The 18,050-nt window shown below is 70.9% G+C and carries 16 protein-coding genes; 10 read left to right on the top strand and 6 right to left on the bottom strand.

Going from position 1 to position 18,050, the window contains the following annotated elements; genetic code table 11:
• Positions 1 to 21: 21 nt before the first annotated feature.
• A complete protein-coding gene (locus tag IF54_RS0114995) occupies positions 22 to 441 on the top strand; it encodes a phage holin family protein (RefSeq protein WP_030318597.1) in 420 nt (139 codons plus the stop codon).
• Complete coding sequence (locus tag IF54_RS0114990; protein ID WP_030318595.1) at positions 438 to 1,007, top strand: DUF3618 domain-containing protein; 570 nt, start codon at positions 438 to 440, stop codon at positions 1,005 to 1,007. Before IF54_RS0114995 ends, IF54_RS0114990 begins: the two co-directional genes overlap by 4 nt.
• A 156-nt stretch (positions 1,008 to 1,163) precedes the next feature.
• On the opposite strand, the gene IF54_RS0114985 is transcribed toward IF54_RS0114990, so the two are convergent.
• Positions 1,164 to 2,144: a YihY/virulence factor BrkB family protein gene (locus tag IF54_RS0114985; RefSeq protein ID WP_030318593.1), complete on the bottom strand. Its 981-nt coding sequence runs from the start codon at positions 2,142 to 2,144 to the stop codon at positions 1,164 to 1,166.
• A gap of 148 nt (positions 2,145 to 2,292) precedes the next feature.
• On the opposite strand from IF54_RS0114985, the gene IF54_RS0114980 reads away from it, so the two are divergent.
• Together IF54_RS0114980 and IF54_RS0114975 are read left to right on the top strand one after the other, a co-directional pair.
• The gene (locus IF54_RS0114980) at positions 2,293 to 2,910 is read left to right on the top strand and encodes an ArsR/SmtB family transcription factor (protein ID WP_030318591.1); all 618 of its coding nucleotides are present in this window, start codon (positions 2,293 to 2,295) and stop codon (positions 2,908 to 2,910) included.
• A gap of 3 nt (positions 2,911 to 2,913) precedes the next feature.
• Entirely contained in the window at positions 2,914 to 3,642 is a 729-nt protein-coding gene (locus IF54_RS0114975; RefSeq protein ID WP_030318589.1) for an SRPBCC family protein, read from the top strand.
• 63 nt (positions 3,643 to 3,705) lie between these two features.
• Here IF54_RS0114975 and IF54_RS0114970 read toward each other — a convergent pair whose 3' ends face one another.
• Positions 3,706 to 5,529 carry an endonuclease/exonuclease/phosphatase family protein gene (locus IF54_RS0114970; RefSeq protein WP_030318587.1) on the bottom strand — a complete coding sequence of 608 codons (1,824 nt, stop codon included), beginning with the start codon at positions 5,527 to 5,529 and terminating at the stop codon, positions 3,706 to 3,708.
• A gap of 292 nt (positions 5,530 to 5,821) precedes the next feature.
• Between IF54_RS0114970 and IF54_RS0114965 the strand changes: the two genes are divergently transcribed.
• From IF54_RS0114965 to IF54_RS0114940, 6 genes are all read left to right on the top strand, one after another.
• Entirely contained in the window at positions 5,822 to 7,246 is a 1,425-nt protein-coding gene (locus tag IF54_RS0114965; protein WP_030318585.1) for a hypothetical protein, read from the top strand.
• Positions 7,247 to 7,456: 210 nt separating this feature from the next.
• Positions 7,457 to 8,902 carry an alkaline phosphatase PhoX gene (locus tag IF54_RS0114960; protein WP_030318583.1) on the top strand — a complete coding sequence of 482 codons (1,446 nt, stop codon included), beginning with the start codon at positions 7,457 to 7,459 and terminating at the stop codon, positions 8,900 to 8,902.
• Positions 8,903 to 9,251: 349 nt separating this feature from the next.
• On the top strand, positions 9,252 to 10,832 hold the full coding sequence (locus IF54_RS0114955) for a TROVE domain-containing protein (protein WP_030318580.1): 1,581 nt from the start codon (positions 9,252 to 9,254) through the stop codon (positions 10,830 to 10,832).
• A gap of 86 nt (positions 10,833 to 10,918) precedes the next feature.
• The gene (locus IF54_RS0114950; RefSeq protein ID WP_030318577.1) at positions 10,919 to 11,566 is read left to right on the top strand and encodes a GntR family transcriptional regulator; all 648 of its coding nucleotides are present in this window, start codon (positions 10,919 to 10,921) and stop codon (positions 11,564 to 11,566) included.
• Between the two features lie 13 nt (positions 11,567 to 11,579).
• Entirely contained in the window at positions 11,580 to 12,605 is a 1,026-nt protein-coding gene (locus tag IF54_RS0114945; protein ID WP_030318576.1) for a 1-aminocyclopropane-1-carboxylate deaminase, read from the top strand.
• A 78-nt stretch (positions 12,606 to 12,683) separates the two neighbouring features.
• Positions 12,684 to 13,721, top strand: coding sequence for a LacI family DNA-binding transcriptional regulator (locus tag IF54_RS0114940; protein ID WP_030318575.1), 1,038 nt, complete (start codon positions 12,684 to 12,686; stop codon positions 13,719 to 13,721).
• A 195-nt stretch (positions 13,722 to 13,916) separates the two neighbouring features.
• Here the strand turns inward: IF54_RS0114940 and IF54_RS0114935 are convergent, their stop codons facing one another.
• The 4 genes from IF54_RS0114935 to IF54_RS0114920 all read right to left on the bottom strand — a co-directional run bounded on the left by IF54_RS0114935 (position 13,917) and on the right by IF54_RS0114920 (position 17,977).
• A complete protein-coding gene (locus IF54_RS0114935; RefSeq protein WP_030318574.1) occupies positions 13,917 to 14,933 on the bottom strand; it encodes an aldose 1-epimerase in 1,017 nt (338 codons plus the stop codon).
• A gap of 16 nt (positions 14,934 to 14,949) precedes the next feature.
• On the bottom strand, positions 14,950 to 15,732 hold the full coding sequence (locus IF54_RS0114930; protein ID WP_020137661.1) for an ATP-binding cassette domain-containing protein: 783 nt from the start codon (positions 15,730 to 15,732) through the stop codon (positions 14,950 to 14,952).
• Complete coding sequence (locus tag IF54_RS0114925) at positions 15,729 to 16,760, bottom strand: ABC transporter permease (protein WP_020137662.1); 1,032 nt, start codon at positions 16,758 to 16,760, stop codon at positions 15,729 to 15,731. Before IF54_RS0114925 ends, IF54_RS0114930 begins: the two co-directional genes overlap by 4 nt.
• An 89-nt stretch (positions 16,761 to 16,849) precedes the next feature.
• Complete coding sequence (locus tag IF54_RS0114920; RefSeq protein ID WP_030318571.1) at positions 16,850 to 17,977, bottom strand: substrate-binding domain-containing protein; 1,128 nt, start codon at positions 17,975 to 17,977, stop codon at positions 16,850 to 16,852.
• Between the last annotated feature and the right edge of the window lie 73 nt (positions 17,978 to 18,050).

The following is an 18,050-nucleotide window of genomic DNA, read 5'->3' as shown; positions in this document are numbered from 1 at the left end:
ACCGAGAGGAGGCGGAGCACCGTGACCGGAACCACGGCCCCCAGGCCGACGCACGACGAACACCACTCGGTGGGCGAACTCGTCGGACAGGCCACCGAACAGCTCTCCCGGCTGGTACGGCAGGAGGTCGCCCTTGCGAAGGAGGAGCTGGCCGCGAAGGGCCGGCGGGCCGGGCGCGGCGGTGGGCTGCTCGGTGCCGCGGGCGCCTTCGCCTACGCGGGACTGCTCGCCCTGGCCGGAACGGGCGCCGCCGCACTGTCGCTGGTGCTGCCGGTCTGGGCCGCGGCGCTGATCGTGACGGGCGTGCTCTTCGTGATCGCGGCGGTTCTTGCCGCGACCGGCCGCGCCCAGTTGCGCCACGCCGCACCCCCCACGCCCGAGGCGGCGCTCGACAGCGTCAAGGCCGATGTCGAGGAGATCAGGGAAAGGGCGCACCGATGACGGACAGGACGACCGGCGAGCAGGCCTCGACAGGGGCCAAGGGGCCCGACGAGCTGCGGCGCCAGATCGAGCGGACCCGCAGTGAACTGGGCGACACGGTGGAGGAGTTGGCAGGAAAGATGGACGTGAAAGGCCGCGCCCGGGCCCGGGCCGCGGATCTCAGGGACAAGGCGGGCGCGCTGACCGTGCAGCTGCGCAGCAGCGCCGCGCAGGCCGGGCACACCGTGCACGACAAGGCCACCCAGGCGGGCCACAAGGTGCAGGACCGGGCCGTCCAGGCCGGTCACAAGGTGCAGGACCGTGCCGTTGAGGCCGGTCACAAGGTGCAGGACCGTGCCGTTGAGGCCGGTCACAAGGCCCAGGACCGGACGCTGCGCACCGGTGAGGCCACCCAGGACGGGGCCGCGCGGACCGGCCGGGAGCTGGAGCGCAGGGCGCAGCACAGCGTGCCCGCGCCGGTCCGGCCCGTCGTCCTCGCGGCGATACGGCATCCCCGGCCGGTGCTGATCGTCGGCGCGGCCGTGCTCGCGGTCGCCGTCGTGTCGTGGCGGTACCCGAAGAAGTGAGCGGCGGTACCTGACCCGTCCACGGAGGTCAGTCGCTTTGGAGCTCCCCGTCAGCCGGATCCGCCGGCGGGGAGCTCCGCTGCTGAGGGCGCCGGGTCTGCCTGCTGAGGGACGCCGGGGCCGCCGTCATTTCTCCCGGGCCCAGGAGGCCCGCCGTCACTTCTCCCGGGCCCAGGAGGCCCGCAGTCTCTCCGGCCAGGTCCGGGTGTCCCGCGGCTCCACGTAGGGCTCCTCCGCCGGCTCGTGCTCGCCGGAGGCGATCGCCCGCTCCCGGGCCAGTTCCGCGTCGAACTCCAGGCCCAGCAGGATGGCCAGGTTGGTCAGCCAGAGCCACACGAGGAACACGATGGCGCCCGCGAGGGTGCCGTACGTCTTGTTGTAGGAACCGAAGTACGCGGCGTAGAGCGCGAAGCCGGCGGACGCGGCGAGCCACGCCAGTGTGGCGAGGACGCTGCCGGGGGAGATCCAACGGAAGCCGCGGCCGCGGACGTTGGGGGCGGCCCAGTACAGCAGGGCGATCATCCCGACGACCAGGAGCAGCAGCACCGGCCACTTGGCGACGCCCCAGGCCGTGATCGCCGCGTCGCCGAAGCCCACCACCCGTCCCGCCCGTTCGGCCAGCGGCCCCGTGAAGACCACGATCATCGCGCTCGCCGCCAGCATCAGCATCAGCGTCACGGTCAGCGCCAGCCGCAGCGGCGTCAGCTTCCACACCGGGCGGCCCTCCGGGAGGTCGTACACCGCGTTGGACGCGCGGATGAACGCGGCGACATAGCCGGAGGCGGACCACAGTGCCGCGAGCAGTCCGAGGACCGCCAGGACGCTTCCGGTGCCCCCGCTGTCTCCGAGCTGGATCACCGCGTCCCGCAGGATGTCGCGGGCCGGGCCCGGGGCGAGGCCTCCGATGGTGTCGAGGAGCGTGTCCGTCGCGCGCCGGCCCACCACCCCCAGCAGGGACACCAGCACCAGCAGGGCGGGGAACAGGGACAGGACGCCGTAGTAGGTCAACGCGGCGGCGCGGTCGGCCAGTTCGTCGTCCAGCAGTTCCTTGAAGGTGCGCCTGGTGACGGCGGCCCAGGAGCGCCGGGGCAACTCCAAGGGGCTTTCCGGCGCGGTGTTCTCGGCCTGCTCGGTCATGAACCGGCGGGTCTCCCGAAACCACCGGTCGAACCCCACGTGAGCGGCGCCGGCCCGCTCGTCAGGGGCCTCCGGGCGAGCACTGGCCCCCCGCACCGAACACATCTCTCTCCTGGACAAAAAAAGTTTTCGGTGAGAGGGTTGACCCATGCTGGACGTCACCGTGATCGAGGACCCCGAGGCCGCAGCCGTCTCCCTGGACCCCATACGGGCGCGGCTGCTGGCCGAGCTGGCGGCCGGGCCCGCCTCCGCCGCCATGCTCGCCGGGCAGGTCGGCCTGCCCCGGCAGAAGGTGAACTACCACCTCAAGGCGCTGGAGCGGCACGGCCTGGTCGAGCTCGCGGGGGAGCGCCGCAAGGGAAACGTCACCGAACGGCTGATGCGGGCGACCGCCGCCTCGTACGTGATCTCACCGCTGGCCCTGGCCGCCGTGCAGCCCGACCCGGACCGCTTCCGCGACCAGCTCTCCGCCCGCTGGCTGCTGGCGCTCGGCGCCCGGCTGGTACGGGACGTCGGCCGGCTCATCACAGGTGCCGCCAAGGCGCGTCAGCGGCTGGCCACCTATGCGCTCGACGGCGAGGTGCGCTTCGCCTCCGCTGCCGAACGAGCCGCGTTCATCCAGGAGTTGACCGCCGGGGTCACCGCCCTGATCCGCAAGTACGGCGCCCCGGACACCGAGGGCGGCAGGGACCACCGGATCGTCGTGGCCGTCCATCCCACGCTCAAAGAGCCCCAGTCCCCTTCTCCGCAGACCGAGTTGGAGTAGATCATGTCCAAAGAGTTCGAGATCGCCCGCGAGTTCGAGGTCGACGCCACCCCCGAGCAGGTCTGGGCTGCGGTCACCACCGGCACCGACGGCTATCTGTGGCCCATGGAGCCGCCCGAGCCCCGCGTCGGCGGCACCGGCCCCTTCGGGTCCAAGGTCGTCGCCTGGGACCCGCCGCACCGCTACACCAACCGCGTCGAGGACGTCGAGGGCATCTCCCAGCAGACCCTCAACCAGCTCGACTACACGATCGAGCCCCGGGACGAGGGCCGCCGGGCCTGGGTTCGCTACGTCCACAGCGGGATCTTCGTCGACGACTGGGACAACCAGTACGACGGCGCCGCCCGGCACACCGACTTCTATCTGCACACCCTGCGCGAGTACCTGACCCACTTCGCGCCCCGCCCGGCCGCCTTCGCCACCTTCAACGGACCCGAGGCATCCAAGGCGCCGGACGCCCTCGCCGCCGTAGGGCGCGCACTCGGGGTCGGCGAGGACGTGGCCGCGGGCACCCGGCTGACGGTCCACGGGCCCGACACCTTCGAGGCCGTGGTCGACTTCCGCAACGCGTACTTCATCGGGCTGCGCACCGACCGCGGTCTCACCCGGATCTTCGGGCGCAACCACTGGGGCCACCCGGTCGGCATCTCCCTGCACGACTTCGCCCCCGACTCCGACATCAAGGAGTGCGAGGGCGAGTGGCAGGGCTGGCTGAACGGGGTGTTCGGCTGAGCGGTGTGTCCAGCCCAACGGGGTGTTCAACCAGCCCTGAGGCGACGGGAGTTAACGGGGAAGCTACGGCCTGAAGCGCAGTACCTGCGGGTCGTGGTCGCTGATCTGGTCGTTGAACTCCGAGTTGATGTGCACGCTGTCGTACGCGAAGTCGCAGGACTTCCGGATCGACGGGCTGACCAGGATCTGGTCCAGGACCTGCTGGTTGCCCTGGTAGTCGTAGGTGTAACGCTCCTTCTTCGGCAGCGACTTGATCGCCGACCAGAGCTCGCCGTCACCCTCCAGGATCTTCGCGGTGCCGGAGAACTCGAAGTCGTTCATGTCGCCGAGGGCGATGACGTCCGCGTTCTTCTGCACGTCGAGGACGCTCTTCACGAACGCGTTGACCAGGGTCGCCTGGGCGTGGCGCTGGACCTCCGAGCTGCGCGGCACCGGCTGGGTCGCCGAGGTCAGACCGAAGTCGCCGCCCTTGGAGTTCAGGTGGTTGGCGATCACGAAGACCGTGCGGCCCCGGAAGACGAACTCACTGGCCAGCGGCTTGCGGCTGGACTTCCAGGCCTCGTTCGCCGGGTCGATCCGGCCGGGGGAGGCCGTCAGCTGCGCCTTGCCGTGCACCTTGGTGACGCCGACGGCGGTCGTGGAGTCGCCGCCCGCGCGGTCCGTGAAGGAGACCCGCTCCGGGTTGAACAGGAACACCTGGCGGATGTTGCCGCCCGGCTCGCCGCCGTCCTGGTCGTTGACCGGGTTGATCGAACGCCAGTCGTACTTCGGGCCGCCCGCCGCCACGATCGCGTCGATCAGCTTGTTCACGGTGACGTCGGCCGCGACCGTGCCGTCGTCCTTCGCGCCGTTGTTGTCCTGGATCTCCTCCAGCGACACGATGTCGGGCGACTTCAGGTTGTTCACGATCGCGGAGGCGTGCTCCTCGAAGGTGGCGTCGGACGGGTCGAGGTTCTCGACGTTGTACGTAGCGACCGCGAGCTCGTCCTTCTTCTGCTTCTGGGTCGACTCGCGCTGGAGACCGGCGCTCTTCAGCGTGCCGATCTCGTTCGCGACCAGGGTGTAGCCGCCGAACTGGTTGAAGTCCAGCGGGCCCGCGGTGCTGCCGGTGAGGACGTCACCGACGTTCGCGACCGGGAAGGCGGCCGTCGCGCCCAGCGACTGGATCTGGAGCCGGCCGGTGTTCTGGGACGTGTAGGAGCCGTACAGCGTGCCGCCGCGCTTCGTGGCGTTCTCGCGCGGCTTCACCGTCACCCACAGCTCGGTGTACGGGTCGGTCGCGCCGACCACGCGGACGTCCTTGACCTGGACGTTCATGCCCTCGAGGGACTCGTAGTAGTCCAGGGCGTACGTCTTCGGCTGAAGCGTCAGGCCGTTGATCGAGTTGCCGGCGGCCGCATCGCCCTCCGGGGCGTACGCGGCGGGCACCGACTTCGCGTCGACCACGACGGGGGCCGGGACCGTGTTGCCGCTGGAGACGACGGTGACCGTCGGCTTGGTGATCTCGGTGACCGACTGGTTGCCGGAGGACGTGCCGCCCGGGACGTACTCCGAGACGGTGCCGGTGACGGTGACGGCGTCACCGACGGCGACCTTCGGCGCCGAGCTGGTGAAGACGAACACGCCCTCACTGGTCGCCGGGTCGGCGTCCGGGTTCGGATCCTGGAACCAGAAACCCTTGGACGAGCCGTAGGTGCGTACCCCGGTCACGATTCCGGCCACATCGGTGACCTTCTGACCGGCGTACGGGGATATCCGGGTCGCGCCCTGGATGTCATGGATGCTCACGCCGGCCGCGTGCGCGGGCGAGACGAGGGCGAGGGCGGAGGCCGCGGAAGCGGCGGCGACGGTGAGCGCGGCGAGACGCGCGGACTTCTTGCTCGGCAACGGGATCCCTCCGGGGACGAACGTAGGCGCCGGGACGAGGGTGGACATGAAGCGGTGGGAGCCGCGACCTGTGGGGGCGGTTGCGACGCGCGTAGAAAATACCGTGCGCAGAAATCCAGTGAACAGGTGTCCGCCGGTTTTCTACGCGCGTCAATCTCCTGCCTGCTCAGGCCAGTTGTCAAGGTTTCAGCCATGTACGCAACCTGTCCGGTACATGAACCGGGCGGCATGGGTGGATATCCGTCTACGCTGAGCGGCTGAGTGGCACGACGCGTCCTAGGAGAAACAGCCGATGTCAGACAGCTCCCCCCTGCCGCCGGTGCGACTGCACCCCGAAGCGGAGCTGGCGCGGGACGCCCTGTCCACGCCCCTGCTCACCCGGGCGGCCCGGCTCGCCCGCTGGGCCGGCGAGGACACCCGGGTCGACGCCGGGGGCGGACTCGTCGAGGAACAGCTGCCCGCGGCGGCCTCGGAACTCGGACTGACCGGTGACGACGCGGCGGCCTGTGCGAGCGAGGCCTGGCGGGTCGCCCTCGACACCGGTCTGGTGGAGATCGTCGACGAGGAGGAGGGCACGGTCGCCGCGGGCGCCGACCTGGCCCTGCTCACCGGCTCCCCGCAGGACGTGCTCGGGGTGTGGCTGACCGCGCTGGAGACCGTGCTGGCCGACGCGAGCGTTCCCGACCTCGACGACCTGGTCGACGCCCTGGACGAGGGCGGCGAGGTCGACCTCACCTCCCTGGACTGGGACCCGCAGGCCGAGCAGGAGTTCCTGGACGGGGTCCTCGGCAACCTCTACCTGCTCACGGTCAGCGAGGACGGACCGGGCGACGGCACCGTGCCCCTGCCCGCCCTCGCCGCCTCGATGATCGTGCCCAGCGACATGGGCGAGCCCACCAACGACGTCCTGGAGCAGGTCTCCGACGCGATGATGCGGCTCGACGACCAGTTCCGGATCCTGGAGCCGATCGGCCTGGTGGCGTACCGGCCCGTCGACGAGGCCCTGATGGCGGACACCGACGAGGAACCCGCCGCGGTCGTCGACGAGACCGACGTCTCCCGCTACGGCATGGTCCGGCTGACCCCCCTCGGCCTGTACGGACTGCGCTCGCGGCTGCTGGAGGCGGGGATCGCGGCACCGGCCGTCGGTGACCTCGCCGACAAGGGCGGGGACGCGCTCCTCGACGGCACCGCCGTCTTCCCGCCGTCCGCCGCCCAGGCCGAGACCGAGCAGTGGCTGGCCCGCCGTGAACCCCTCGCGGCAGCACGGGAGTTGCTGGGCGCGGCCCGGGGCGGCGACCAGGGCGCGCCGCTGCGCCGGCTGCGGTGTCAGCAGGCCCTGTCCCTCGTCGGCACGGTCGCGGAGCCCGCGCTGCGGGAGGTCCTCGACGACCCCGAGCTGGGCGGGCTCGCCCGGGTCTGGCTGGTCGAGCGGGGCTTCGAGGACGTGCCCGCGCCCTCCCAGGACATGGTGTTCTGGCTGACCGTCGACACCATCGCCGCGCAGCTGGCCGCGGAGGGCAACTCCGAGGAGCTGCAAGGGCTGGTCGAGGGACTGGCCCAGCAGCACGGCGGGTTCTTCGCGGCGGCCTGGCGGGTGGACCACCCGGCCACGGCGGATGTGCTGGAGGCGATGGGGCGGTTGCACCCGGACAAGAAGGTGGCGAAGGAGGCGCGCAAGGCCGCGTTCAAGGCGCGGTCGCAGCAGGGTGGTTAGGGCGGTGGCCCAGGTGCGGGCGGGTGGGGGTTGCTCGCGCAGTTCCCCGCGCCCCTAAAGGGGCGCTTTCCCTGCCCTTTGTTGATTCATGGAACCGGGTCCACTGAATCTCCCCGCCGTTCAACCGGTGTTCAGACATGGACGGGACCGTTGCGCCGAACCGAGGTCCGCCACCCTCCACGGCGTCAATCCACCGTCTCAGGAGACACCATGTCGCTCACCCGCAGGGACTTTGCCGCGAAAACCGCGATCACCGGTGCCGGTGTGGCACTGGCGGGCACGGTCGGCGCCCTCGCCACCGCACCCAACGCGCTCGCCGCGACCGACGTCGAGAGCGAGGGCGCGCAGACCGCGGGCCACCACCACGGTGTCGGCTACGGTCCGCTGATCGCCGACCCGCAGGGCCTGCTCGCGCTGCCCGCCGGCTTCACGTACAAGGTCATCACCTACAGCGGCAGGACCAAGCTGGAGTCGGGTGAGTTCACCCCCTCCAACCACGACGGCACGGCCACCTTCTGCGGTCCCCGCGGGGCGACCCTCCTGGTCAACAACCACGAGCTCAAGGGCCCGCGTGCCAACTGGCCGCACCCCGTGCCGCTCACCGAGGGTCTCGTCTACGACCCCGCCGCCTCCGGTGGCTGCACGGTCGTCGAGGTCCGCCACGGACATGTCGCCGAGTGGGTCGGCATCGCCGGTACCTCCACCAACTGCGCGGGCGGCACCACTCCTTGGGGCACCTGGCTCACCGGCGAGGAGACCGAGGACAAGGCCGGCCAGAACGGGATGACCAAGGACCACGGCTACATCTTCGAGGTCGACCCCGAGGACCGCCGCGCCAACCGCGACCCCAAGCCCGTCAAGGCGTTCGGCCGGTACGCCCACGAGGCGGTCGTCATCGACCCCAAGCGCGGCCACGCCTACCTGACCGAGGACGCCTCCGGCCCCAACGGCCTGCTCTTCCGCTGGACCCCGCCGGCGGGCTTCCACCACGGCCGCGGCAAGCTGCGCACCCTTGCCGACGACGCGGGGGTCCTTCAGGCCTTCAAGTGCTTCGACTCCGGCGGCAAGTTCGTGGACGACCTCTCCCGTGCCACGAAGATCGGCACGGTGTACGGAGTGGACTGGGTGGACGTCCCCGACCGTGACGCGAAGACGACCTCCGTCCGCAAGCAGTTCACCACCGGCCAGGTCACTCGCGCCCGCAAGCTCGAGGGCATGTGGTGGGGCGACGGCGGTGCGTACGTCGTCTCCTCGTACGCCCGTGAGGAGAGCCCCGTCCAGCACGACGGCCAGGTCTGGTTCTACGACCCCAAGCGCCGCACCCTGACCCTGAAGGTCCTCCTCGGCGTGAACCCGGACCCGTCCCAGGACGGCGCCTTCGACGGCCCCGACAACATCACCGTCTCCCCGTACGGCGGCCTCGTCATCGCCGAGGACGGCGAGGGCGTCCAGCACCTGTTCGGCGCCACGGAGAGCGGCCGCACCTACCCGATCGCCCGCAACGAACTGAACATCGGCACCGAAGAGGAGCCCGAGTACAGCGAGTTCACGGGCGTCACCTTCTCACCCGACGGAAAGACGCTGTACGCCAACATCCAGACTCCGGGAATCATGCTGGCGATCACGGGGCCGTGGAAGCGCCAGAAGCGCGGCTGAACCGGCTGGACTTTATTCGCTCGCTCCACCTGAGTCGCGCCTCCTACAGTGAGATCACGACAACGCACCTCCCGGTGCGAAGACGGCGGCTACTTCTCTCTCAAAGAATCCGATGCCGCCGTCGAATTGATCTCGGGAGGCGCGGCTCAAGGTGGGTGCCCGGTGCGCAGGCAGCGGTTACTTCTTGGGATCCGGTGGTTGCGGGTTCGAGTCCCGTCATCGACTTCGGGTCGGTGTAGCTCAATGGGACAGAGCACCGGAATAAAGTCCGCAGCCGACTCCTGATCTCGGGCACCCTCCTTTCGCCGTGTCTCCCTCCGGAACAGCAATGAATTCGGGGGAATTCACCATGGCGCGATTCAACAGGAAGGCCGCACGGGCCCACCCCGTCTCGCGGGTCACCTCGACCGGCCGCATTCTGCGGACCTACGAGGGCGGCCGGGGTCATGAGCGCGACACGCGCTCCGAGCTCTTTCTGCTCGCGGTCTCCAATTTCGTCTCCCAGCAGACCTTCTACGAGTCCGGCGCGGACCGCGACGACCGTTTCGTGTGCCTCGTGCGCGAACTCGCCGTCACCGACCCCACCTGGACCGCCGGCCTCCTCGGCTGGCTGCGCGGCGAGGGCAACCTCCGTACCGCCTCCCTCGTGGGCGCCGCCGAGTACGTCAAGGCGCGTCTCGACGCGGGCATGACCGAGGGCCCCTCGAACCGGCAGGTCGTGGCCTCCGTGCTCCAGCGACCCGACGAGCCCGGCGAGTTCCTCGGGTACTGGACCTCGCGCTACGGCCGTAACGTCCCCAAGCCCGTCAAGCGGGGCATCGCCGACGCCGTACGCCGTCTGTACAGCGGCAGGTCGCTGCTGAAGTACGACACCGCGTCCAAGGGCTACCGCTTCGGCGACGTCCTCAACCTCGTGCACGCGGTTCCGGACCCGGACAAGCCGTGGCAGGGCGAGCTGTTCCAGTACGCCCTCGACCGCCGGCACCACCCCGACACCGCCGTACCGCCCGGGTCGAGCCGGGTCCTGACCGCGCACCGCGAGCTGATGGCGCAGCCGGTCGAGGCACGGCGGGCCGTGGTCACGTCCGAGGGCGGTGCCGAACGGCTGGCCGCGGCCGGCATGACCTGGGAGGCGCTGGCGGGCTGGCTCCAGGGCCCGATGGACAAAGCGGCCTGGGAGGCCGTGATCCCGTCCATGGGTGCGATGGCACTCGTCAGGAACCTGCGCAACTTCGACGAGGCCGGCGTCTCGGACGAGGTCGCCGCGCAGGTGGCGGAGAGGATCAGCGACCCGGCGGAGGTCGTACGCTCGCGGCAGTTCCCGTTCCGCTACCTCGCCGCGTACCGGCACGCGCCCTCGCTGCGCTGGTCCCACCCGCTGGAACAGGCGCTCGGCCACTCGCTGGCGAACGTACCCGCGCTGCCCGGCCGGACCCTGGTCCTGGTGGACCGCTCGGGTTCGATGTGGGCGCGGCTGTCCGACCGCTCGCAGCTCAACCGGGCCGACGCGGCAGCGATCTTCGGCACGGCGCTCGCGCTGCGCGCCGAGGACGCGGACCTCGTCGAGTTCGGTACCACGAACCGGCGGCTCGCGATCGGCAGGGGCGAGTCGGTGCTGAAGATCCTCGGCCGCTTCGGCGACCTGGGCGGCACCGACACCACCTCGGCGATCCGCGCGCACTACCGGGGCCAGGACCGGGTGCTGATCGTCACCGACGAGCAGTACACCTACCACCGGCATGGCGGTCCGACCGAGCAGGTCCCCGCCGAGGTGCCGGTCTACACCTGGAACCTCGCCGGCCACCGGGCGGGTCACGGCCCCTCCGGCACCGGCAACCGCCACACCTTCGGAGGCCTCTCGGACGCGGCCTTCCGGATGGTTCCGCTGCTCGAGGCGGCCCAGGACGCCGACTGGCCCTGGGCGGCCTGAGCCCCGAGCGTGGCCCGCACTTCACGGGGGTGCGGGCCACTCCCATGTCTTGCCGGACGACCTACTGACATCTAACATTTCAGTTCATGAAGGCCATCCGACCGCTCGCCCGCACCCTGCTGAGGGACCAGGCCTACGCGTCCATCCGGGACGCCATCGTGGCCGGGGAGATCGAGCCCGGGGCCGTCGTGCGGGACGGGGAGCTCGCCGAGCGGCTCGGGCTGTCGCGGGCGCCGGTGCGGGAGGCGTTCGCGCGGCTGGTGGACGAGGGGCTGCTGGAGAGCAAGCCGCAGAGCTACACCCGGGTGACCCGGGTGGACGCCGCCGAGGTGCGCGACGCCGCCGCCGTGGTCGGCGCCATGCACGAACTGGTCACCCGGGTCGCCGTACCGCGCCTGTTCGCCGCCGACATCGAGACGATGCGCGCCGCCAACGCACGCTTCGCGGCCGCCGTCGCCGCGGGTGACGTGGACGAGGCCCTGCACGCCGACGACGACCTGCACGACGTACTCGTCCGCGTCAGCGGCAACCGCGCGGCCGCCGCCACCGCCGCCCGCTACACCCCCCTCATCCGCCGCCTGGAGCGCCGGCGCTTCGGCGAGGGCGGCACCTGCCGCTCGGCGAACCTGCACGACCGGCTGATCGAGGCCTGCGCCGCAGGTGACGTCGACCGGGCCGTCGACGTCACGGCGGAGATCTGGCGAGGGCTTGCCGAGCTCGCCGACAGCGACTGACCCCGGAGGACCCATGGCCACCAAGTCCCTTGCCTCGTACGACCGTTACCCCCTGCTCTTCGGGCCGTCCCCGGTGCACCCGCTGGAACGCCTCACCGCGCACCTCGGCGGTGCCGCGCTGTGGGCCAAGCGGGAGGACTGCAACTCCGGGATCGCGTTCGGCGGCAACAAGACCCGCAAGCTGGAGTACCTGGTCGCCGACGCCCTCGCCCAGGGCTGCGACACCCTCGTCTCGATCGGCGGCGTCCAGTCCAACCACACCCGGCAGGTGGCCGCCGTCGCGGCCCGGGCCGGGCTCAAGTGCGTGCTCGTGCAGGAGAGTTGGGTGGACTGGCCGGACGCGGTGTACGACAAGGTCGGCAACATCCTGATCAGCCGGCTCGCCGGGGCCGACGTACGGCTGGTGAAGGCCGGGTTCGGGATCGGTTTCAAGGAGAGCTGGGAGCGGGCGCTCCGGGACGTCGAGGAGTCCGGCGGGAAGCCGTACGCCATCCCGGCGGGTGCCTCCGACCACCCGCTCGGGGGTCTCGGGTTCGCCGGGTGGGCGTACGAGGTCGCCGAGCAGGAACGGGAGTTGGGCGTCTTCTTCGACACGGTCGTGGTGTGCTCCGTGACCGGCTCCACCCAGGCCGGCATGGTCGCCGGGTTCCGCGCGCTGGAGCAGGCCGGTGGCCGTCCCCGCCGGATCCTCGGCATCGACGCCTCCGCGAAGCCCGTCGCCACCCGGGAACAGATCGCGCGGATCGCCCACAACACCGGACAACTCATCGGCGTCGAGAGGGAGTTGACGGAGGCGGACGTCGAGCTCGACGAGCGCTACCACGCCGGCGTCTACGGCATCCCCGACGAGACCACCCTCGCCGCGATGCGCCTCGCCGCCCGCACCGAGGGCATGGTCACCGACCCGGTCTACGAGGGCAAGTCCATGGCCGGAATGATCGACCTCGTCGAGCGCGGGGAGATCGGGCCCGAGTCCACGGTGCTGTACGCCCACCTCGGCGGGCAGCCTGCGCTCAACGGGTACAGCGCGCTGTTCTGACGGCGGCGACGGGACGCCGGCGACGGGGAAGCGGACCCGTGCCGGGCGGCCTCCGGGTGGCTGGATACAGTGCACGGCATGTGGACCGAGCAGCAGCGGGAGCCGAGCGGGCGGGCGGCCGAAGGGTCCCGGCGCCGGGCCACCATCCACGACGTCGCGGAACTGGCGGGCGTCTCCCGGCAGACCGTCTCGCGGGCCGTCAACGACAAGGGCGAGATTGATCCAAGCACCAAGGCACGGGTGCTGGAGGCCGTGCGGACGCTGGACTACCGCCCGAGCCGGTTCGCGCGCGGGCTGGTCCGCAAGGGCACGGTCACCGCGGGGCTGGTCATCCCGGATCTGATGAACCCGTTCTTTCCCGAGATTGCTGCCGGGGTCCTGGAGGCCGCCGAGGAGCGCGGCTGGCAGGTCGTGGTCTGGGACACCCGCACCGACGTGGACCGGGAGCGCGAGGCGCTCGCGGTGCTGGCGCACCAGGTGGACGCGGTGGTGGGCTACCTGAAGAACGACGACGAGGTGCTCGCCCGCCACCTCGGCGGGATGCCCCTCGTCCTGCTGGAACGCGGCCCCCGCCAGACCCGGTTCGCGGCCGTCGGCGTCGACGCCGACGCGGGACTCCGGCAAGGCATCGCGCATCTGGTCCGGGGCGGGCACCGGCGGATCGGCATGCTCGACGGCGACCGGCCCGTCCCCGGCGCCCGCCGTGCGGCCTTCCTCGCCGAGGTCCGGCGGCACGGACTGCCGGTCGACGACAGCTGGATCGTGATGTCCGACCAGCACAGTGTGGCGGGCGGCGAAGAGGCCATGGACCGGCTGCTCGACGCCCGGCCGCAGGTCACCGCGGTGTTCGGCTTCAACGACCTCATCGCGGTCGGCGCGATGCGGGCCGCGCGGCGCCGGGGCCGCAGAGTGCCCGAGGATCTGGCCGTGCTGGGCTTCGACGGGCTCGCGCTGAGCGAACTGGTGGAGCCCGCCCTCACCACCCTTCACCTCGACAAACGCCGGCTTGGCCGGCTGGCCGTCGAGCAGGTGGCCCGGCTACGGGCCGGCGAGGAGCCGCTGACCGGCCCGGACGCGTGGCTGGTGCCCGAACTGGTGGTACGGGCATCGGCCTGAGCGCGTCGACGGGCTCCGGCTCACCCGGTGCGCGCGGGTTTCGGCTCGTGTGGCACTCCCGGGCGTCGGCTCACCCGGCGCGCGCGGGCCTCGGCTCGCGTGGCGCTCCTGGGCACCGGCTCACTGGGCCTCCACAGTCACCGGCTCACTCGGCCACCACAGTCACCGGCTCACCCGGCATCCACCGTCATCAGCTCACACGGCCCTCTCCCGACCGCCGTACCGGACGCCGAAGGCGAAGGATCGGGTTCGGCCGGGTTCCAGGGCGAGTGCGGCGGTGTGTTCGGGGCGGTTGAAGGCGTCGGTCGTCGTCTCGACGGGTTCGAGCGCGATGGAGGCGCGGCGGTCGCGGGCCAGGGTGTCGCCGGTGAAGACGTGCAGGTAGCCGCTGTGCTGCCAGATCCGCAGTTCCTCGCCGGTCGCCGGGTCGGTCAGGACCGTCTCGATGCGGCCGTCGGGACCGGGGACGAGGTCCGCGTAACAGGCGTCGATGACCGCGTCGCCCAGCCGCCGTGGTGAGCGGAAGTCCATGTCGGGACGGTCGTCCAGGGGGAGCCGGGCGTCCTCGCCGGGCAGTGGGATGAGGGCGGCGTCGGTACGGATCAGGGTGTCGGCGGGCACCCGCAGGGTCAGGTCGTCGATGGGACGGGACAGCGTGAAGTAGGGGTGCCAGCCCGCCGCGTAGGGCGCGGTCGTCCCGCCGACGTTGGTCGCGCTGATGTCGATGTCCACCTCGTGGGCGGTGAACGTGTAGACGACGGTGAGGTCGAGGGCGAAGGGATAGCCGGGGTACGTGTCCGGCCGGATGCCCGTGCGCAGCAGCAGCCGGGCCGCGTCGGGGGTCGTGTCGGCTTCGGCGAGGACGAAGGGGGCCTCGCGGGCGAAGCCGTGGTAGATCAGCCGCTCGCCGTGGATGCCGGGGAGCAGGTCGTGGTCGTGGCCGCCGTAGCGGTAGCGGCCGTCGGCCACCCGGTTGGGGAAGGGGGCCAGCAGTCCGGCGCGGACGCCGTCCTGGGCCAGGAGTTCCTTCTCGTCGCGGTAGCCGTCCGTCAGCTCCTTCGGCTCGCCGCCGGCCTCGGGCGTGACCTGCCAGCTCAGCAGCGTCGCTCCGTGCAGGGCGACGACGGCGCGCGGGGAGCCGTCCGGTGCGGAGACGGTGAGGGTGGGTTCGCCGCCGAGGCGGCTCTCGGTGATCCGGTACTCGGCGGTCATTCCCGTCGCGTTCCCTTCAGCTCGCCTCGGGGGCGAGCTTCTTCGCGCCCGTCATGATGGCCACCGCGTCCTCCATGGAGTACGCGTCCGGGGTGATGACGCCGGCGCAGCCGCCGAGGCGCTGGATGTGGATGCGGTCGGCGACCTCGAACACGTTGGGCATGTTGTGGCTGATGAGGATGACGCCGAGGCCCTGGTCGCGCAGGTCGCGGACGAGCCGGAGGACCTGGCCGGTCTCGCGGACGCCGAGCGCGGCGGTGGGTTCGTCGAGGATGACGACCCGGCCGCCGAAGGCCGCGGTGCGGGCGACGGCGACCGACTGGCGCTGTCCTCCGGAGAGCGTCTCCACGGCCTGGTTGATGTTCTGGAGGGTGCCGATGCCGAGCCGCTTGATGTGGTCGGCGGCCTGCTTCTTCATCTCGCCGGTGTCGAGCATGCGGAACACCGAGCCGAGGATTCCCTTGCGGCGGATCTCGCGGGCGAGGAACAGGTTGCTGGCGATGTCCAGGGCGGGCGAGACGGCGAGGGTCTGGTACACGGTCTCGATGCCGGCGTCGCGGGCGTCCTGGGGCCGCTTGAAGCTGACCTCCTTCCCGTCGACCAGGAGGGTTCCCTGGTCCGGGACGAGCGCTCCGGACAGGCACTTGATCAGGGTGGACTTGCCGGCGCCGTTGTCGCCGATGACGGCGAGGACCTCGCCGGCGTGCAGGGTGAGGTCGACGTCGTTCAGGCCGACGACCCGGCCGAAGACCTTGACCAGGCCCTTGGCCTCGAGAACGGGGGCGGTGGCGGTCGTCACGACTTCACACTCCGGATCCACTGGTCGACGGAGACAGCCGCGATCACCAGGATGCCGACTGCGAGGACTTGGTAGTTGGGGTCGATCCCGGCAAGCGCGAGGCCGTTGACGAAGACCTGGACGATCAGCGCGCCGATCAGCGAGCCGAAGACCACTCCGCGTCCGCCGAAGAGGCTGGTGCCGCCGATCACGACAGCGGTGATGGACTGGAGGTTGGCGTTCAGGCCGCTGTTGGGGTCACCGCCGCCGACCCGGCCGACGAGGATCCAGGCGCCCACGGCGATCGCGAAGCCGCCGACCATGTAGGCGCTCAGCAGCACCCGGTTGACGGAGATGCCGGCCAGGCGCGCGGCCTCGCTGTCGTCGCCGACCGCGTACAGGTGGCGTCCCCAGGCGGTGTACCGCAGGGCGTACCCGATCACGACGTACAGGGCGATCATGAGCAGGACGCCGTTGGTCAGGTTGAGCTGGCCCAGCGAGACCGTGTTGGCCGTCCACATCAGGATGTTGCCCGGCTGGAGGGCGACCGTCTGGCCCTTGGCGTAGATGAGGGTGATCGCGGTGAAGACGCTGAGGGTGCCGAGGGTGACGATGAAGGGTGGCAGTTTGACCTTGGTCACCAGAAGGCCGTTGACGGCCTGGGCGGCTATCGCGACGACGGCCCCGGCGAGCAGGGCGAACACGCCGGGCCAGTGGTTGTCGGCGACGAGCTTCGACATCAGCAGCGAGGAGAGCACCATCACCGCGCCGATCGACAGGTCGATGCCGGCGGTGAGGATGATGACCGTCTGCCCGACGGCGAGCGAGCCGATGACGGCCACCTGCTGGGCGATCAGCGACAGGTTCTGCAACGCGTAGAAGCGCTCGTTCACCAGGGAGAACACGATGGCGGCGAGCACGAGGACGATCGCCGGGCTGAGGGCCGGCTGACGGTGCAGCACCGAGTGGATGCGCTGGCTGGGGGTGGCGGGCCTGTTGAGGAACTCCTCCGCCGGTGCCGGAGTGGCTTTCTCCACGTGGGTGGTCACAGGGGGTCCTTCCGGTGTTTTCCCTGGTACGGACTGATGAGCGGGGGTGCGGGTGCGGCTCCGGTCACCGGGGCCGCACCCGCGGGGTGTCAGCTGCCCCAGCAGGCGGAGGCGGCCTGGGAGGGGGACTGCACGGTCAGTCCGTCGAGGGACTTGGCGGCGACGAGGGCCGTGCCGGTGTCGTAGAACGACTTGCCGTTGGTGACGCTGGGCTTGCTGCCGCCGCGGGCCAGCTTGGCGATCGAGCTGACGCCGAGGGCGGCCATCTTGCCCGGGTACTGCACGGCGTCGGCCGCGAACTCGCCGCTGGTGACGTTCTTCAGGCCGGAGCAGCTGCCGTCGATCGCGAAGATCGCCGCCTGCTTCTCCTTGCCGGCCGCCTTGAGCGCGTTGTACGCGCCCTCACCGGCGGGCTCGTTGATCGCGTAGACGACGTTGATGTCCGGGTTGGCGGACAGGCAGTTCTCCATCGCGGTGCGGCCGCCGTCGATGGCGCCCTGGGTGGGCTGGTGACAGACGACCTTGTACGTGCCGCCCTTGCCGCCGGTGTACTTGCCGGACTTGGCCTCCTTGCCGTTCTCGGTCTTGCTGCCGGGGTCGATCCCCATGCCTTCGAGGAAGCCGTGGTCGCGGTTGATGTCCACGGAGACGACCTGGTTGTTGAACAGGTCGAGCATGGCGATGACGGCCGGCTTGCCGTTCAGGGAGGCCGCCGCGTACTGGCCGATGAGCTTGCCGGCCTGCTCGTTGTCGGTGGCGTAGGTGATGTCCGCGGTGCTCGCCGGGTTGGGCGCGGTGTCGAGGGCGATCACGAAGAGGCCGGCCTGCTTGGCGCGGCCGAGGGCGGCGTTCACGGCGTCGCCGTTGGTGGTGATGAGGATGCCCTTGTCGCCCCGCGATATCGCGTTGTCGATGGCGGTGATCTGGGTCTGTGTGTCGCCGTCGCTGGTGCCCGCGGCCACCGTGAGACTCACGTTGTCCTTGCCGGCCTGGGCCTTGGCGTCCTTCTCCATGCTCACGAAGTACGGGTTGCTGAGGGTCTTCAGGATCAGCGAGACCCCGACCTTGCCGCCCCCGCCCGAGCCGGACGCGGAGGAGCTGGAGCCGGATGAGCCACAGGCCGCGAGCGTGGCGCCGAGGCACACCGTGACGCCGATCGCTGCCGCCCGGCTGCGCCGGCTGCGGCGGCTCGACATCTGGCTGGTGGAGAGGTTCATGGCGTGATCCCTTTCGGTGCCGTCCCTTGGCCGACGCTGAGACAACGTTGACTGGGCGAGATACTGGGCCTCT

It is taken from the genome of Streptomyces sp. NRRL B-3229, assembly GCF_000719505.1.
In the GTDB taxonomy this organism is placed as follows: domain Bacteria; phylum Actinomycetota; class Actinomycetes; order Streptomycetales; family Streptomycetaceae; genus Streptomyces; species Streptomyces griseorubiginosus.
This window is presented reverse-complemented; position numbering and strand designations above follow the sequence as displayed.

Excerpts from the sequence above, each read along its gene's own strand:
- IF54_RS0114990 (WP_030318595.1), top strand. The coding sequence starts at position 438 with ATGACGGACAGGACGACCGGCGAGCAGGCCTCGACAGGGGCCAAGGGG.
- IF54_RS0114985 (WP_030318593.1), bottom strand. The coding sequence starts at position 2,144 with ATGACCGAGCAGGCCGAGAACACCGCGCCGGAAAGCCCCTTGGAGTTG.
- IF54_RS0114980 (WP_030318591.1), top strand. The coding sequence starts at position 2,293 with ATGCTGGACGTCACCGTGATCGAGGACCCCGAGGCCGCAGCCGTCTCC.
- IF54_RS0114975 (WP_030318589.1), top strand. The coding sequence starts at position 2,914 with ATGTCCAAAGAGTTCGAGATCGCCCGCGAGTTCGAGGTCGACGCCACC.
- IF54_RS0114965 (WP_030318585.1), top strand. The coding sequence starts at position 5,822 with ATGTCAGACAGCTCCCCCCTGCCGCCGGTGCGACTGCACCCCGAAGCG.
- IF54_RS0114960 (WP_030318583.1), top strand. The coding sequence starts at position 7,457 with ATGTCGCTCACCCGCAGGGACTTTGCCGCGAAAACCGCGATCACCGGT.
- IF54_RS0114955 (WP_030318580.1), top strand. The coding sequence starts at position 9,252 with ATGGCGCGATTCAACAGGAAGGCCGCACGGGCCCACCCCGTCTCGCGG.
- IF54_RS0114950 (WP_030318577.1), top strand. The coding sequence starts at position 10,919 with ATGAAGGCCATCCGACCGCTCGCCCGCACCCTGCTGAGGGACCAGGCC.
- IF54_RS0114945 (WP_030318576.1), top strand. The coding sequence starts at position 11,580 with ATGGCCACCAAGTCCCTTGCCTCGTACGACCGTTACCCCCTGCTCTTC.
- IF54_RS0114940 (WP_030318575.1), top strand. The coding sequence starts at position 12,684 with ATGTGGACCGAGCAGCAGCGGGAGCCGAGCGGGCGGGCGGCCGAAGGG.
- IF54_RS0114935 (WP_030318574.1), bottom strand. The coding sequence starts at position 14,933 with ATGACCGCCGAGTACCGGATCACCGAGAGCCGCCTCGGCGGCGAACCC.
- IF54_RS0114920 (WP_030318571.1), bottom strand. The coding sequence starts at position 17,977 with ATGAACCTCTCCACCAGCCAGATGTCGAGCCGCCGCAGCCGGCGCAGC.